The 16,762-nt window shown below is 71.4% G+C and carries 9 protein-coding genes; 3 read left to right on the top strand and 6 right to left on the bottom strand.

The genetic code is table 11. From position 1 onward, the window contains the following. Positions 1–852 precede the first annotated feature (852 nt). Complete coding sequence (locus tag ACSLIC_RS21615) at positions 853–1,359, bottom strand: CGNR zinc finger domain-containing protein (protein ID WP_436739358.1); 507 nt, start codon at positions 1,357–1,359, stop codon at positions 853–855. Positions 1,360–1,440: 81 nt separating this feature from the next. Here ACSLIC_RS21615 and ACSLIC_RS21620 point away from each other — a divergent pair, with 81 nt between their 5' ends. Then, positions 1,441–2,322: an alpha/beta fold hydrolase gene (locus tag ACSLIC_RS21620; protein WP_436739359.1), complete on the top strand. Its 882-nt coding sequence runs from the start codon at positions 1,441–1,443 to the stop codon at positions 2,320–2,322. Positions 2,323–2,380: 58 nt separating this feature from the next. Here the strand turns inward: ACSLIC_RS21620 and ACSLIC_RS21625 are convergent, their stop codons facing one another. From ACSLIC_RS21625 to ACSLIC_RS21645, 5 genes are all read right to left on the bottom strand, one after another. Then, positions 2,381–3,376 (bottom strand): zinc-dependent alcohol dehydrogenase family protein, encoded by a 996-nt coding sequence (locus ACSLIC_RS21625; RefSeq protein WP_436739360.1) that lies wholly within the window; start codon positions 3,374–3,376, stop codon positions 2,381–2,383. Then, positions 3,373–4,227, bottom strand: coding sequence for a carbohydrate ABC transporter permease (locus ACSLIC_RS21630; RefSeq protein ID WP_436739361.1), 855 nt, complete (start codon positions 4,225–4,227; stop codon positions 3,373–3,375). The genes ACSLIC_RS21625 and ACSLIC_RS21630 overlap by 4 nt, the downstream gene beginning before the upstream one ends. Next, on the bottom strand, positions 4,224–5,192 hold the full coding sequence (locus ACSLIC_RS21635) for a carbohydrate ABC transporter permease (protein WP_436739362.1): 969 nt from the start codon (positions 5,190–5,192) through the stop codon (positions 4,224–4,226). The genes ACSLIC_RS21630 and ACSLIC_RS21635 overlap by 4 nt, the downstream gene beginning before the upstream one ends. Then, on the bottom strand, positions 5,189–6,553 hold the full coding sequence (locus tag ACSLIC_RS21640) for an ABC transporter substrate-binding protein (RefSeq protein WP_436739363.1): 1,365 nt from the start codon (positions 6,551–6,553) through the stop codon (positions 5,189–5,191). The genes ACSLIC_RS21635 and ACSLIC_RS21640 overlap by 4 nt, the downstream gene beginning before the upstream one ends. A gap of 110 nt (positions 6,554–6,663) precedes the next feature. Further along, the gene (locus tag ACSLIC_RS21645; RefSeq protein WP_436739364.1) at positions 6,664–7,425 is read right to left on the bottom strand and encodes a DeoR/GlpR family DNA-binding transcription regulator; all 762 of its coding nucleotides are present in this window, start codon (positions 7,423–7,425) and stop codon (positions 6,664–6,666) included. A gap of 725 nt (positions 7,426–8,150) precedes the next feature. Here ACSLIC_RS21645 and ACSLIC_RS21650 point away from each other — a divergent pair. Both ACSLIC_RS21650 and ACSLIC_RS21655 read left to right on the top strand, forming a co-directional pair. Next, on the top strand, positions 8,151–10,316 hold the full coding sequence (locus tag ACSLIC_RS21650) for a hypothetical protein (protein ID WP_436739365.1): 2,166 nt from the start codon (positions 8,151–8,153) through the stop codon (positions 10,314–10,316). Between the two features lie 53 nt (positions 10,317–10,369). Beyond that, positions 10,370–16,687 carry a hypothetical protein gene (locus ACSLIC_RS21655; protein WP_436739366.1) on the top strand — a complete coding sequence of 2,106 codons (6,318 nt, stop codon included), beginning with the start codon at positions 10,370–10,372 and terminating at the stop codon, positions 16,685–16,687. Positions 16,688–16,762 lie beyond the last annotated feature (75 nt).

The following is a 16,762-nucleotide window of genomic DNA, read 5'->3' on the forward strand; positions in this document are numbered from 1 at the left end:
GCCCGGCGGGCGTGCCGCGGCGGGGGTTCCGTACGGGCGGCACCCTGGTTCGCCCGGCGGCGCGCAGACCCGCACGCCTGCGGAAGAGGCTCGGGCAGCGGTACGGGGAGACCAGCCCCGAAGCGGCGCCGGGTCCACGGACCGGGCGGCGGGCCACTCGGCTACGAGGCACAGCTTCCCGGCCCGCCGTTCTGGGCCCGCCTCCACAAGGAGCGCCTGGACCCTTCCTGCGGTTCATCGACGACGGCCGCCGCCCGCCAGGTCCTCCCCTCGGCGGACGCCAACTGCTCCCCGCCGGGCCGGCCCGGAGTCAAGGGCCGGCATCGCCAACCATCTCTTCGACGTCCTGATCCCGAACCCACGTGCGGTCGGCCTCGGCGAGACCGCCATTCAGGCGGTCTTCGCGGCGACCGCGCCCGCCTCCTGATCGCCCATCAGTAGGGGAGTTCCCCCATGCGGTCCTCGGACCTGTAGGGCCTGAAGACAGCGATCGGCGACGCGGGAACCGGCGGCGCGGCGGCGGCCAGGCCCCTCGACCTGCTCGGGGCGGACGTCACCGTCCACGCGCACGCGAACCGGACCGGGAGGCCGGCGCAGGCACCGGCCTGGGCCTCGTCGCCATGATCCAGTTACGCCGGTGAGCGGTCTTCGGCGCGGTCGCCCGGGTCAGTTCGCCCAGCGGGTGACGGTGACCTCACGGCGGAGATCCTCAGATGGAGTACCGCCCCGCCCGCTGAGCCCACCGAGATGATCGGCCGGGGCGACACCCACTTCATCCTCCGCATGTGAGACCGGCAGGCCGGGGGCGGGCCCGGGGTCCGCGAGCCGGTGGCCGACGCCAGGGGGGGGCGGTCACCCCTCCCCTCGCCCCTTGCGGGCGTGAGCCCGCGCCTTCATCCGGTTTCCGCATGTCGCCATGGAGCACCAGCGGGCGGTGCCGGGGCGGCTGTGGTCGATGAGGAAGAGGTTGCACTCGGGGTTGGCGCAGGGGCGCAGGCGGTGGGGGAGTTCGGTGGTGACGCGGGACCAGGCGAGGACGGTCCGGGCCGCGAGTGCGGCGTCTGGGGGTGCCTCCAGCCGCCAGTCCACGCCCGCCGGGGAGACGGCGGGGCGCAGGCGGGCCCGGGCGAGTGCGGAGGTGAGGGGGGTGACGTCCTCGCAGGTGCCCCGGATGAGTCGGTGCAGGGTGTCGCGGACCTCGCGGAGGCGCTCGCGTTCCGCGTCGGTGCCCGACCCTCCGAGGGAGCGTGCCCAGTCCGCGGCGTTCGGTGCGTCCAGGCCGTCCGTCGGGCGTCCGCCGATCACCGGGGCGCTGTTGACCACGGCGAGCAGCAGGTCCTCGTCCTCGGTCCCGGTCACGGCTCACTCTCCTTGACGCCCCAAGCGGCTCTGTGCATGATGAGCATAACCTAACCAGTTAAATTGAGTTAAGGGGTTACCGTGGTCGCTGTTCACCACCGCACCGTGGACGTGGGGGGCCTGACCGTCTTCTACCGCGAAGCGGGCCCGTCCGACGCGCCCGTCCTCCTGCTGCTGCACGGCTACCCGTCCAGCTCGCACATGTTCCGGCACCTGATCCCGGCGCTGGCCGGCCCGTACCGGGTGATCGCGCCCGATCACATCGGCTTCGGCCGCTCGTCGGCGCCCGACGCGACGGAGTTCCCCTACACGTTCGACGCGCTGGCCGAGGTGACACGCGGCTTCCTCACCGCTCTCGGCGTGCACCGTTACGCGATCTACGTGCAGGACTACGGTGCCCCGATCGGCTGGCGGCTCGCCCTGGCGGCCCCTCAGGCGGTCACCGCCGTGATCTCCCAGAACGGCAACGCCTACGAGGAGGGCTTCGTACCGGAGTTCTGGGAGCCCGTCTGGGCCTACGGGGACGAGCCCACCGCCGAGAATCTGGAGCGACTGCGGCCGGCCCTGAGCCGGAAGGCGGTCGAGTGGCAGTACACGCACGGCGTCCCCGACCCCAGTCTGATCGACCCCGACGCCTGGGAGCACGATCTGGCGCTGCTCGCCCGCCCGGGGGCCGCCCGGGCCCAGCTCGCCCTGTTCGGCGACTATCCCGGCAACCGGGACCGGTATCCGGCGGTGCACGAGTGGCTGCGGTCCAGCCGTGTCCCCGTCCTCGCCGTGTGGGGGCGGAACGACGAGATCTTCGGGCCGGCCGGTGCGGAGGCGTTCCGGCGCGACGCCCCCGACGCGGAGGTGGTGCTGCTCGACGGCGGCCACTTCCTGCTGGAGAGTCACCTCGACGCCGTGGCCGACGCCGTCCTGCGGTTCCGGCCCCGCGTGCTCGCCGCGACCAGTGGCGGGTGAGGCCGGCGCGGCAAGGGCTGCCCCGCCCGCTCACCCGGGACGGGGCCGGTCGCCCCCCTCACCCCCAGGGCTCCACCACGATCTTCCTCCCCTCTCCCGCCCGGAACCGCTCGATCGCCTCCGGGTACTGGTCCAGCGGCAGCCGGTCGCTGATGAAGACCGACGGGTCGAGGAGGCCGGAGGCGAAGAGGGCGGCGGCGCGTTCGTAGCTGTGCAGGACGGCCATCGAGCCGGTGATGGTGATCTCCTGGTTGTAGATGCGGTACGGCTCGATGACGGCGGTGGTGGCGTAGTCGGATACGCCGAACTGGAGGAAGGTGCCGCCCTTGGCGACGCGGCCCAGGCCGTCCTGGATGGCCTGGGCGTTGCCGGTGGCGTCGATGACGACGTCCCAGCCGCCGGGGCGGTCGAACTCCTCGGCGCGGGCGGCGGTGGCCGAGCAGCCGAGGAGGTCGGCGGTGGCCAGGCGGTCCGGGTTGACGTCGAGGACGTCGACGCGGGCGGCGCCGGTGCGCTTGGCCAGTTCCAGCATCATCAGGCCCATGGTGCCCGAGCCGTAGACGAGGACCTCGGAGCCGAGGTTGCCGCGCAGCACGTCGTAGCCGCGGACCGCGCAGGAGAGCGGCTCGATGAGGGCGGCGTCGCGGACGTCCACGTGCTCGGGCAGGCGGACGCAGTTGGCGGCGGGGGCGACGGCGTACTCGGCGGCGCCGCCGGCCGTGGTGACGCCGATGGCGGCCCAGTCGTCGCACAGGTTGCCGCGGCCCGAGCGGCAGTACCGGCACTCGTGGCAGTGCAGGGACGGGTCGACGGCGACCTTGTCACCGACGGCGAGTCCGCTGACGCGGGCGCCGGTGGCGACGATCTCGCCGGCGAACTCGTGGCCCGGCACGATCGGCAGCGTCGGGGCGAACTCGCCCTGGAGGATGTGGAGATCGGTGCCGCACAGCCCGCAGGAGGCGACCTTGACGACCACGTCGCGGGGCCCGGGCTCCGGGTCGGGCACGGTGGTGAGGGACACCTTGCCGACGGACTCGACGATGGCTGCCTTCATTTGACTGCTCCCAGAGAGAGGCCCTGGACGAGTTTGTCCTGGGCGGCGTAGCCGGCGGCGAGCACCGGCAGGGACACGACCACCGAGGCGGCGCAGAGCTGGGCCAGGAAGAGGCCCTGGCTGGTGACGAAGGTGGTCAGGTGGACGGGGGCGGTCGAGGCGACGACGCCGGTCAGCACCCGGGCGAAGAGCAGCTCGTTCCAGCTGAAGATGAAGCAGATCAGCGCGGTGGCCGCGATCCCGGGCGCGGCGACCGGTGCCACCACCCGGCTCAGCACGGTCGGCAGCCGCGCCCCGTCGACCTGGGCCGCCTCGATGATCGAGACGGGCACGTCGGAGAGGAAGGACTGCATCATCCACACCGCGATCGGCAGGTTCATCGAGGTGTAGAGCAGGACGAGCAGCCAGATGTTGTCGAGCAGTCCGGTGTTGCGGGCGAAGAGGTAGATGGGCAGCAGCCCGGCCACCACCGGCAGCATCTTGGTGGAGAGGAAGAAGAAGAGCACGTCGGTCCACTTGCGCACGCGCCGGATGGAGAGGGCGTACGCCGCCGGGAGGGCGAGGAGCAGGACCAGCACGGTGGAGAAGAAGGAGGCGGTCAGGGAGTTGACCAGCGGGGGCCAGGGGGTCGGGCCGCCACCGCCGCCGAAGAAGGTGCGGTAGCCGTCCAGGGTGAGGGAGGCGGCGAAGGACGGCGGGTTGGTGGCCGCATCGGACTCCGCGTGGAAGGAGGTCAGCACCATCCACAGGGCGGGGAAGCAGAAGACCAGGGCGAGCACCCACGCGGTGACGGCGACGCCGGTGGCGCGGCGGCGCGGTGGGGTGACCGGGGCTGTGGTCGAGGCGCTCATGCGCGGCTCGCCTCCTCGCGGAAGAGGGACGAGACCACCCGCAGGGCCACGGTGGCGATGAGCACCGTACCGATCACCGCGACGACGCCGACGGCGGAGGCCAGGCCGTACTCGTGGGCCCGGTAGAAGGTCTCGTAGACGGTGTAGGGGAGGTTGGCGGTGCCGAGGCCGCCGGAGGTGAGGGTGAAGACCGCGTCGAAGTTCTGCACGATGTGCACCGAGCCGAGCAGGATGCCCAGTTCGAGGTAGCGGCGCAGGTGGGGCAGGGTCATGTAGGCGAACATCTGCCAGCGCCCGGCGCCGTCGATGCGGGCCGCCTCCATCATGTCGTCCGGGCGGCTCTGGAGTCCCGCCAGCAGGATCAGCATCATGAACGGCGTCCACTGCCACACCAGCGCGGCGACCACGGCGGCCAGCGGCATCGACGACATCCAGTCCGGCTGGACCACCTCCTCGATGCCGAAGAGCGAGCCGAACCAGTTGAGCGCGCCGTTGAACAGGCCGTACTCCGGGTTGTACAGGGCGTGCTTCCACAGCAGCGCGGCGGAGACCGGCACCAGCAGGAACGGCGTGATGAGCAGGGTGCGCACCATGCCCCGGCCGAAGAACCTGCGGTTGAGGAGCAGGGCGAAGCCGAGGCCGAGCGCCACGCTGACCAGGACCACCGAGGCGGTCAGGATCACCGTGGTGACCACCGCGTCGCGCAGGGCGGCGTCGGTGAAGACCGAGGCGTAGTTGGACAAGCCGGTGAAGTGGCGCTTCCGGGGGTTGAGGGCGTTCCAGTCGAAGAGGGAGAGGACCAGCGTCGCCACGAAGGGCAGCTGGGTGACGACGACGAGGAAGACGAGCGCGGGCAGCAGCGGCGCCCGGGTCGCCCACGCCTTGGCCCGGCTGCCGCGCGAAGGAGCGGGGGGCGCCGTCGCGGGCGGCCTCGGTGCCTTCGCCGGGGCGGTGGATGGGGTCATCGGTACTCCTCCGCGACCTTCTCGGCCAGCTTCTGGGAGGTGGCGAGCGCGGCGTCCACCGACTGGCGGCCCGCGATGGCGGCGCTGACCTCCTGCGCGACCCTGGTGCCCAGATCGGTGAACTCCGGTACGCCGACGAACTGGATGCCGGCGGTCGGACGGGGCTGCGTCCCCGGGTTCTTCGGGTCGGCGGAGGAGATGGCCTCCTCGGTGACCTCCGCGAAGGCGCCGGCCTCGGCGCGGTACTCCGGGTTGGCGTAGGTCGAGGCGCGCTTGCCGGCGGGCACGTCGGACCACCCGCTGGTGGCGCCGACCAGCTCCTCGTACTCCTTGCCGGAGGCCCAGGAGATGAACTCCCAGGCGTCGTCCGACTTGACGGACGCCTTCTGCAGGCCCCAGGCCCAGGTGTACAGCCACCCCGAACTCCTGGTCCGCTCGACGGGCGCCGGTACGTACCCGATCTTGCCCTTCACCGGGGAGCCGGACGCCTCCAGGGAGCCCGCGCCCGCGGTGGCGTCGTACCACATGGCGGACTTGCCCTGGGTCATGTTGTTCAGGCACTCGGCGTACCCGGACTGCGGGGCACCGCGCTCGCCGTGGGAGCGGACCAGGTCGACGTAGAACGTGGTGGCCTTCCTGAACTCCGGTGAGGTCAGCTGCGGTTCCCAGTCCTCGGTGAACCAGGTGCCGCCCATCGTGTTGACCACCGTGGTCAGCGGGGCGATGACCTCGCCCCAGCCGGGCAGGCCGCGCAGGCAGATGCCCTTCATCCCGGGCCGGGAGCCGTCGGTGCGCCCGGCCAGCTCGGCCACCTCCTTCCAGGTGGGCTTCTCCGGCATGGTCAGCCCCTCCTCCTCGAAGACGTCCTTGCGGTACATGAGGAAGGAGGACTCGCCGTAGAACGGCTGGGCGTAGAGCTTGCCGTCCTCGGCGGTCAGCGACTCGCGCAGCGGGGCGAGGATGTCGTCCTGGTCGAAGCCGGGATCGCCGGCGACGTAGCCGTCCAGCTCGCGCAGCCAGCCGTTCTTGGCGAAGAAGGGCAGCTCGAAGTTGCTGATGGTGGCGATGTCGTACTGGCCGGCCTGGTGGGAGAAGTCCTGGCTGACCTTGTCGCGCACGTCGTTCTCCGGCAGCACCGTGAAGTGGACCTTGATGCCGGTCTCCTTCGTGAAGTGCTTCGCGGTGAGCTTCTGCAACTCGACCATCTGCGGGTTGTTCACCATCAGCACGTTGAGCGCGTCGCCGCCGCCGAACGAGGTGCCGCCCGCCCCGGCGCATCCGGAGAGCAGCGCCAGCGCGGCCACCGCCGCCGAGGTGCGCGAGAGACGGCGCGGGCCGTGGCGTGGTCGCGGGTGGGCCATGGGAACTCCTGAGGGGTCGCGGCTCGGTGGGGGAGGGGCGGGTACGGCGGATCGCGCCCCGGCACTCGCGGGGAGCGGTGCCGTGCGCAGGCGGGTGGGGGCGGTTCCGCTCAGACGCGGATGACCTGGGGTCCGAGGAGGGAGTAGCGCTGGGCCTCGGCGGAGGTGAGGCCGGTGTCGGTGACGATGGCCTCGAAGTCGGTGACCTCGGCGAACCGGCAGAAGCTCACCGCGCCGAACTTGGTGTGCAGCCCGGCGAAGACCCGCCGTCGCGAGCAGCGCACCGCCTGCGCCTTCACCTCGGCGACCGCCGGGTCCGGGGTGGTCAGCCCGTACGAGCGGGAGACGCCGTTGGCGCCGATGAACGCCAGGTCGACCACGAAGTCACCGAGCATCCGCCCCGCCCAGTGCCCGACGGTGGCCAGGGTGGCGCCGCGCACCCGCCCGCCGAGCAGCAGCACGGCGGTCCTCTCCGCTCCGGCGAGCGCGGTCGCGACGGCCAGAGAGGCGGTGACGACGGTCAGTTCGCGGTCCTTCGGCAGCGCCTCGGCGACGAGCTGCGGGGTGAAGCCCTCGTCGACGAAGACGGTCTCGGCGTCGCCGAGCAGGTCGGCCGCGGCCGCCGCGATCCGCGACTTCTGCGGCACGTTGCGGGTGGTGCGGACGGCGAGCGTGGTCTCGAACCCCGCCGACTCCACGGGATAGGCCCCGCCGTGGGTGCGGCGGACCAGACCGTGCTCCTCCAGTACGTGCAGATCACGGCGGATGGTCTCCTTCGCGACGCGGAACAGGGCAGCGAGCGCGTTCACCTCCACCGAGCCGTCGCGGCGGGCCGTGTGGAGAATCCCTCTGCGGCGTTCCTCGGTGCCCACGGCGCCCTTCCGGTTTGCTTCGGGTCCACTGCGCGGCCCGCGCCAGTCCGTTCGGGCTCACGTGTCGTTTGTACAAGCAGACCCGGTGTCCCGGCCACCTCCTGCGCGGGACGGCCACTGCCCGTTCTTGCCCGTTCGGGCGGGGTGGGCGGGGCTGGTCAGGGGGGTGGTGGGCTTTGGCGCGGACTTGTGGACGCCCGATTTGGCGTCGAGGGCGCCCGAAAGCCGCCCGGATCTGCTGAAGGAGGCGTCCGTGCGCTGCATCGAGGGGCGCTCACTGAGGCAGCTGCGGCCAGGGCTGCTCCGGACAGTGTGGCGAAGGGGCCGCGTGCTCGCAGCCGCTGTGCTTCGCGCAGGCACGTGGCCGGTGTTCGTGTGCCTGGCCTATTTCGTGTGCCTGGCCTATGGCGTCATGATCTGTCCTTTCCGCGAACGTGAAGAAAACCAGGTCCTGGCGACGAAGATGGGCATAGCCTTCACAGGGCAACGCTCGGCCCGAAACCGGCGCCGACTGGGCGAAGTTGCTGTTGCTGGGACAACGCGGGCCGGACTGGCCACGAGGGGCGCGGGACCCTGACCGGAGGGGTGTTTGAAGACCTTTGAGGGACGTGACGGCGGAGCTTCGGGAAGAGTGGCAGGGTTCTGTCGGGTCGGGGCCGCGGGCTGATCGAGAACAGCCTGCGGCCCCCGACCCCTACGGCGAACAACGGCTGCTCTCGCCGGCCATGGCTCTGGGAGCCCCCGACTCCGGGGTGGTGGGAAGTCCGCTCCAGTGCTATCTGGAGGCGGTCACACGACTTCGCCCGTCTCCGGTGCACGTGTCCGTCGCGTTCAACGCGGTCTACTTCGGCTATGCCCTGGACGGCGAGGGATACGGGCGTAGCCCGCTCCGGCTCGACGACTTCCCGGTCGTCACATTGGGGGAAGGAGCGCCGGCTCTCCCCGTGGGGGCCATGGTGGGGGTCACCACGAAGTCGCAGCCGCTCTTCGCCGAGCTGGTGCACAAGGAGGGGGCGCACGCCGGACTTCAGGACTTCGGTGAGGTTCCCTCGTGGGTGTCCGGCGCTCCCGCGGGGGCAGAAGGTCCGGGCAGGCCGGAAACCAGCCGCTGCCCGCACAGGCGTGAACTGCTGGTGCTCGACGTCGACGCGTTCGGGTCCGGACTGAGCCCCTCGCCCGCCCGGCTGCACCGGTGGCGTAGCCAGCAGCGGTGGATCAATGAAGACGGCCACGTCGTGGTCGACGCCCGCTACCCGTCGCAGGAGGCGGCCCGGCGGGGAGACCTGGAGGCGTACGCCGAGTACCTCTTGACCACCGCACGGGAGCAGCTGCTGAGCCCGCTCGTCCCGGTCTCCCTCGCCGAACTCGTCGGCAGTGCCCGAGAGACTCCACTTCGTGAAGGACTCCGCCGTCTTCTGGAGACGGTGAGACGTGCCCTCGCCACCAGCGACCGGCTCCGGATGTGGGGGCCGTACGCGGTCACGAAGGAGTCCCTGGCGAGGTGGGGACGCGAGCCTGGGCCGCTCGGCGGCGACGACATGAGATCGCTGGTGAAGGCCGTCGAGCGGGCCGCCGCCCCGTCGTCACGGCGGCGGTCGGGGCGCAACGCGCCGACGACCGCCTACACGGCGATCGGGCCCCGGCTGCGAGAGGTGCCCGGAGCCCGGCGGCTGCTGAGCGGCGCCGGGTACGCCGCCGCGGTCTGCCGGGCGAACCTCGCTGTCGCCGACGCCGTCCGACGGGACAGCAGACAGGGCCTGTTCGCGGGCGGAGTGAGCGTCGGGCTGGACGACGCCTTCGAGGGGGGCGGCATCTGGCGCTCCCATTACCCGGGCACCGGGGAATCAGGCGATCCCCTCATCCCCGCCGGGCGCGGATGGGCCGCCACCACGGAGAGGGACGCCGAACCGGTCGACGTCGAGCTCGCCGATGAGGCGGACCTCGGGCTGAGCGAGCTGCTGCGTTCCGACGACGCGGAGATCGTCTGGCGTCAGCCGCTGAGACTCGCGCACCTGCGCGGTGGCTGGCTTCCGCTCGACCCGCAGGTCGTCGAGGAGCTGACGGGTACGCGAGGCTCAACGGCTTCCGTCCGGCTGGAGGTGGCCTACCACGGCGAGGCGGGGGCCGAGGTCTCGGTCCACAGCACCGAAGCGGAGAGGTACGGCACCCTGCACCGGGTGACCGGCGTGGCCTGGCCTCGGCAGTTCTGGCCGGGGTTGGTGCTCCAGGTCCACTGGGGCCGGGCAAGCCGCACGCTCCGTGCCGTGACGACCCGCCTCGACCGGCCCGTACGGTTCGGCGATCGCACGGTCGGACACTGTTACGACCCTCGCGTGCTCACCCGTGAGGACGCGCCGGGCAGTGACCGCGACAGCGACACCGCCGTCGGGCTTCCCCCCAGGCAACTGGTGCTGCGGACCGTCCGCCGCTGCGGACTGCTGACCCCGGACGGTCATGCCCTGCTCGACCGCTCGGTGCTGCCGTTCGCTGCCTATGGGCGCGGCCCCTCCCGGGCCCAGACCGTCGTCCTGGAGACAGCGGTGGAGGAACTTCTCGCAGAGCGCTTCCTCGAACCAGCCACAGGCAGCCGGGACCGCACGGGACAGCCGCGCTTCCCTCGCCGGACCGGCGAGCCGGAGATCGAGCTCATCGGCTACCGCCCTGTGGAGGCACGTGTCCCTCAGCCGTGGGGAGGAGCGGACCCGCAGGAGGAGGGGGTGCGCGGCGTCCAGTACGTCCCCGGACACCTCCGCCGCCTGCTCCCCGGATACGCGCCCAGCCAGGCGCAGCGCGCAGCCTTCACGGAGTACTGCCGTCGGCTGGGCAAGGCTGACGGCTGGGAACTCCCCGAGGGCTACACCTTCGTGACCCAGCACACGCGGGGCGGCTGACCGAAGAGGTTCGCGGGCACCCCGAGCCGCATCACCCGGCCTGCCTCGCGCCCGTGTCTACCGCGCGCGAGGCGGACCGGACCGACGACCACCACAGAACGGAGAACCAGTTCATGCAGGAGCCCTATCGCGTCGTCCCGGGGCCGCCGTTGTCCCCGAGTGACGTAGCGGCCGAGAGCCTGGAGGTTCTGGCCGCGTCGCTCAACGCCTTCGACCACCCCGCCGCGTCCGCCCTCGACGACCTGACCGTCGAAATGGTGGAACTGGCGTTCAACTCCTTGCGGCCCAAGGACCGTCAAGGACTCCTTCGCCACCTCGGCATCAGGATGGCTGCCCCGCGTCGGGCCGGAACCGCCCTGTGCCAGGACATCCTCACCAGGCTGCGTCGTGACGCCCGGCAGCGTACCTGCCGGTGGGGACTCATGACGCTGACCAGGACTGTGCTGAGCGACCTGGAAAGGGCGGTGTCCGGCCCTGACACCGGGGGCTCGGCCTTGCTGTCCCGCTGGGGTGGAACCCTGGTCGGGGCCGCGGTGTTCGCGTGGTGCCAGGCTTCGGTCGCCGATGCCCGCCTCATCGACTGGGCCGTGACCCACGGCTGTTTCGCCCTCGCCTCGGACGGGCCGGAGGCGAAGCTGCTGGACGACCTGCGCGCCGCCGCCTCGCTGGTCGTGAAGGCGTATCCCGAGTACGTGCCGCCGTATGACGGTGTGGGTGAACACCGATCACCCACGGACCACTACCGAGAGCGGCCGCCACGCGGTCAGGCGAACGACCGCGAGGAGGAACTCCCGGACGCGTCGACGAAGACCAGTACCGCCTCGGACGACGCGTCCAGCCCCGTGAACGGGGTGCTGCCCGCTGCTGGGGGCACCGAGGGCGGAACCGAAACCCCTGAGGATGCCTGCCGGACGCTGGCCCTCCTCTTCGAGGACGCCGTTCGTGCGGTCCAGGAAGTGGCCACCGCCCTGGACGACGGGCGGGCACCGGAGTGCGCGCACCTGTCTGCGCTGGACTGCGTCCCCGCTGCGGTCGAGCGGACGCGTGCCGTCCTCGCCGGGGCCGGGGTGGCGGCGGAGTCGCCGCGACTGGCGGACCTGACGCGTGCCGCGAAGACCCATGCACAGGCGCAGGAGCGCGACGAGGCGGTACGGCGCGGGCTCCACGCACTCCTCGCCATCCGCGGCGCGGCAGACGGTTCGGTTTCGGCGGCGGAACCCGCAGCCGAAACCGTGCGCCAGTGCGCCCGGCGACTGCTCGCCCTGCCCGTGTGGAAGGCGGCGGACCGTGAGGAGGGCGCCGCTCTCGTCGGCCTCGCACAGCTCATCAGCCTGGGGCACCGCGACGGTGCCGCAGCGGAGATCCTTGCACTCCAGGAGCAGGTGGTACGAGCCGTCCCCTCCTGCGCAGCGGCTGTGGCGATGGCACCGCTGCTCACCGTGCCCACCGGGGAGGAGCCCGCGCCGACCGGACCGGAGCAGCCCGTCACCCTGCCTTCGGACGGGCCGGTACCTCCGACGGACGGTGCCCGGAGCGTCCCGCCGGAGCCGGGGAGCCCCGCCGTGATTCCGGCGCAGCAGCAACAGGAGCCCGCACCTGCACGGGAGTCACAGGATGTGGAGCACCCGGCCGTGGCCGAGCAGCCCGCCACGGAGCCCCCCAGCCCGGTGGCGGGGACCACGACCTCCGTGCCACCTGGGCCACACGGGGGAGGGCCGGCTCCGGAGCCCCCTGTGGTGTCCTCCGGTCGTGCGGTCCCCGAGGAGGGTGAACCCGAGTCGGTCCCTGCCGCCGCCGCGGGTGAGGGGCTGCCGGCTGCGACCTCGCCGGCACCGGCTCCCGGCGGGCAGACCCACCCTGCGGAACACACCACCGCCACGGTCCGTGAAACTGCGGGCGGGCAGGGAGGTGCCGTCCCGGGTGCAACGGTGGAGGCCGCCTCCCTGGGAGACGTCCAGGGGGAGACCGACCGGGCTCTGGCCCGGCTCGTGACCGAGCGGCGCTTCGGCCTGGCCCATCATCTGGCACGCGTGGCGGGACGGCCGGAGTCCCAGGTAGTCGCCCTTCGGCTGGCCGGTGCGGCGGCGCTGCTGACGTCCGGAAGCAGCCAGGGAGCGCGGCTCGTCGCGGACCTGCTCGGCCAGCAGAGCGGCTTCACCGGCCAGGAGGCGGAGGGCAGCGAACTGATCCTGTTGCCGGCGCTGCTGAAGGCGGCACTGGTCACTGGTGATCACGTGGCTGGTGCGCAGTTGAAGAACATGGTGCACCGACTCCCGGACGGGCTGGCGGAGGTGGCCACCACCGTCGCCGACCGGGCGCTGAGCGGGGCCCTGATGATTGCCTCTCCGCTGGTCGTCATCGCGGACGCGTCCGAGACGGAGGCACGGCTGCGTGAGCTGCGCGAGCAGTGCGCCGTCCTCGCCGCTCCGCAGCGCCTCCGGTTCGCCCGGGCGACGGATATCGCGAAGCGGTGGCTCTCCCCCAAGGGCGGGCTGCTCGGTACCTTGCTGACGGCGGTCGTCGAGGACGACCGCGAGCGTCTTCCGGCCGTGCGGGAGACCGTGGAACGCCTTTCCAAGCAGTCCGAGCTCAACAACGAGATCGACCGCATGGACCGCGACCACCGGCCGTCCAGCGGCAAACCGCTCCAGGGTTCGGGACGCCAGGACCTGGTACACCTCGTCGAGCGTTCGGTGGGACTGGCCAAGGAGTGGTGTCTCACCGCCGAAGGGGCCCGCCGAGGTGAACGGACTGACAAAAACCGGGCCGCTAAGGAGATCTCGGCGCTGCGCCGCCTGATGCTGACGCGACGTGACACGGTGCTCGCGGAGCTGGAGGCGCTGGCCGGCCGACCTGGTTCGGCAGCGGCGGCGGCCGCCGCCGCTCACGACTCGATGGCGGAACTCTTCGGTCTCCTGACCGGCGGTGCCACGGCCCACCACGCCGGACCGTTCCTGGCCCCTGAGACCATCCTCGACGCCGAGCTGCTCAAGGTCTCCGACGCGGTCGACGAGCCTCCCTCGCCGGAGCGGCTGCTCATCGCGGTGGACCGGAGCTGGCAGGACGGACTGCGGGAGCGGCTCGGGGGCGACGCGTTCACGGCCGCACGGACCATCGTGGAACTCGCCGCCCTGGGCGTTCTTCCCGCCATCGGGACCACGTCGTTCGACGAGGAGACGCTGGCCGGGATCGCGGAGCGAGAGAACGCCCGGAGGGCCGAGCTCTGCCAGGAGCATGACGAACTTGTGGCCGAACTCCACCGGGCCCAGGCGGATGGCGCCGCCACCGACGACCAGGACCTGAGGATTCAGGAGCTCCTGGCGGACGCGCGCACGCTTCTGGACGACGGTGAGCGGCGGGACCTGGTCGATGTACGACGAGCCCTCGACGCGGTCCGTACCGATCTGCCCAAGTTCCGACGTGAGGCCACCGACCGAATCCGCGCGCGGCTCGCCGCCCTCGACATCACCGAGGACGAGCGGTCGCAGGTCCTGCGCCACCTGGACACGGGCGGCCTGGCGACCGCGGCCGACCTTGTCTACTTCCTGGAGATCGGGGAGCCCGTCCCGGAGATCGAGGCGGGCGAGTCCCATCTGACGGAGTTCTTCCCCATCGTGCCCGACCGGCTGCCCAGGGGCATCGACTCCCCTCTGGTCGGGCTGGTGCGCTCCGGCGGGCGGCACTCCACCGTCTCGGTTCTCGACTACGGCAGTCTCTCCGACGACGAGGCCGGACTGGCGGCGGACGCCCTCGACGAGTGGCGCGAGTTGGGAGCGACCGAGCCGAAGGACCGGCCGAACATCAATGCCAGGCTCAAGCTTCTCCCGGCGCTGAAACTGCTGGGGTACGACGCCAAGAGCGCACGGCCCCTGGAGGAGCTGTCGCCCCAGCGTCGTGAGTACCGCTTCTTCGAGGTCACCGGAGTGGAGGTGAACGGCCGAGCGAAGGTGCCCGCGTTCGGTTCGCAGATCAAGGAGCAGGGCGGCAACCTCCGGGTGCTGATGCTCTGGGGAAGGCCGCCCGCGGAGGTCGTCATGAGCCTCGCCTCACGCGACCCCAGCGAGACCAGCCTCCTGATCGCCTACTTCGGCACGCTCGGCCAGGAGGCCCGCACCGAACTCGCGGCCGGCTCCGACCGCCTCCAGCCGTTGCTGGTCGTGGATGACGCCGCCCTGGCGTACCTCGCAGCGCGCGGGAACCGGCAGGTCAGCACCGCCACGCAGATCCTGCTCCCGTTCTCCGGCGTGAACCCCTACATTCGCGAGAAGCGCGGCCGGATCGGCGGAGAGATGTTCTACGGGCGGGACGCGGAACGCAAGAGCATCCTCGATCCCCGGGGGACCCAGGTCATCTTCGGCGGACGCGGTCTCGGCAAGTCGGCGCTGCTCAGCGACGCCGGTGAACGCTTCACCGAGCAGCGTCCCGGCTATCACGAGTCGGTGTACGTCAACCTCGATCAGGAGAACATCGGCAAGGGCAGCTCGTTCGGGCCAGAGGCACTCTGGAGCGTCCTGGAGCGGGAACTCACCGAGGCGGAGGTGCTGGGGCGCTGCTCGGGGCGTAAGGCGCAGAAGAAGGACGTCGCCGACCGGGTCCGGGCCGGTATCCGCGAATGGGTCCAGGAGGACTCGCGGCGTCGACTGCTGATCCTGCTGGACGAGTGCGACCAGTTCTTCGAGGCGGACGCCCCGCGGTTCGACCAGACGAAGAGACTCAAGGGGCTTGGTTCCGACACCAAGGACCGGGTCAAGGTCGTCTTCGCGGGCCTGCACTCCGTGCAGAGGTTCTCCAAGATGGCGAGCAACGGGCCGTTCAGCCACCTCGCCCAGACCCCGAAGGTGATCGGCCCGCTGGCTCCGCAGTTCGCCGCCGACCTTCTCGTCGAACCCATGCGGGCACTTGGCTTCGAGTTCGCCGACGTGGACATGGTGAACCGGGTGCTCGGCTACTGCTCGTACCAGCCGTTCCTCCTGCAGATGTTCGGCCACCGTCTTGTCGAGGTGATGCACCGCAAGCGCGCGCGACGTGGGACCGAGGGCCCGCCGTACACCGTGGACGCCGGCGACATCGAGGTGGTCGAGGCCGATGCGGGGCTGCGCGCAGGTATTTCCGCGGCCTTCAAGGACACTCTCAGTCTCGACCACCGTTACGACGTGATCGCCAACGTCCTCGCCTACCACGCGCGGCGACTGGGGCTGGAGGTACGGCTCAGCGACGCCGAACTGCGCGAGGAGTGCGAGACCTGGTGGAAGCGGGGCTTCGAGCAGCTCGACACCGAGGGGTTCCGTGCGTACCTCTCGGAGATGGTCGGGCTCGGAGTGCTGGCGCCCAACCATGACGGGCAGGGATGGCATCTCCGGGGGCCGAACGCTCTGCGCATGATCGGAAGCTCTCACGAAGTGGAGGCCCGTCTGCTCCGCGCCGAGCAGGAGTGCGAGCTCGGCGAGAGCACGGTGCTGGAGGGCCGACCCGACCTGTCTGACGGGCGTCTTGCTCCGCTCACCATCACTCAGCTCGACGACCTCCTCGGGGAGCGGGCCAACCAGACCAGAGTCGTCCTCGGAACGCTCGCCACCGGCATCAAGGACGTGGGGGACACTCTGCGTGCCGTTGCCGGCCGCATCGCCGACTGGACGCTTCCTCCTATCGGCAGGCCCAGCGTGTTCAAGCAGGAGCTGTTGGGCGGCCGGCATCACGAACGCCGGGTCATCATCAGCGACTTCGCCCGCTACCCGGCCAAGCCCGACACCTGCCGGGACTCGGTGGACCTGGCGGAGTCGCTGCTCCCCGTCACTCCGGGAGTCACCCGGGCGGTGGTGCTGGTGACGGACACCGGACAACTCGACCTCTGGCGCCTCCTGCTCATGGGCGAGGAGCGTACGTCAGCGAGCCCGGTGATCCTGCGTCGACACGATCGGCGCAGCTTGCGAGGGTGGGCGCAGCGGGTCGAGGACGCCGAGGTGTTCGACAGCGACGAGCGCGTGGAGCGACTCTACGCCGTGACCGGGGGGTGGCCCTTCCTCGTCGACCGGGTACACCGGCTGCACCGGGAACTCGCGGACCCGGAGGAGGCGCTGCAACGTCAGGCGAAGCTGGTCCAGGACCCGGTGGGGGCACGCGAGTTCGTCGACGCGTCGGCCCTGTACGCACATCGGCTACTGGCCGCCGGATACCAGGCGGTCGCGGCCGAGTTCGGCGGGGACTGGACGGACGAGGCCACTGCCCTCACGGCCATCGCCTGTCGGCTCGACGACGAGGACGAGGCCCGCTGGGTCCTTCGGTGCCTGGACGCTCTGCAGGTCTTTGACCGTGACGGCGAAGACAGGCGCCTGGAGCCCCTGCTGCGCCAGTGTGTAGCCCTCGGCGGCTGACGACCCGCCCGTGCCCCGCCTCGCCTTTCAACGGGGCGGGGCACGCAGACTGCTTGGTCCGCCCTCTCCGTCGCG

It is taken from the genome of Streptomyces sp. BBFR102 (assembly GCF_051397025.1).
Lineage (GTDB): Bacteria > Actinomycetota > Actinomycetes > Streptomycetales > Streptomycetaceae > Streptomyces.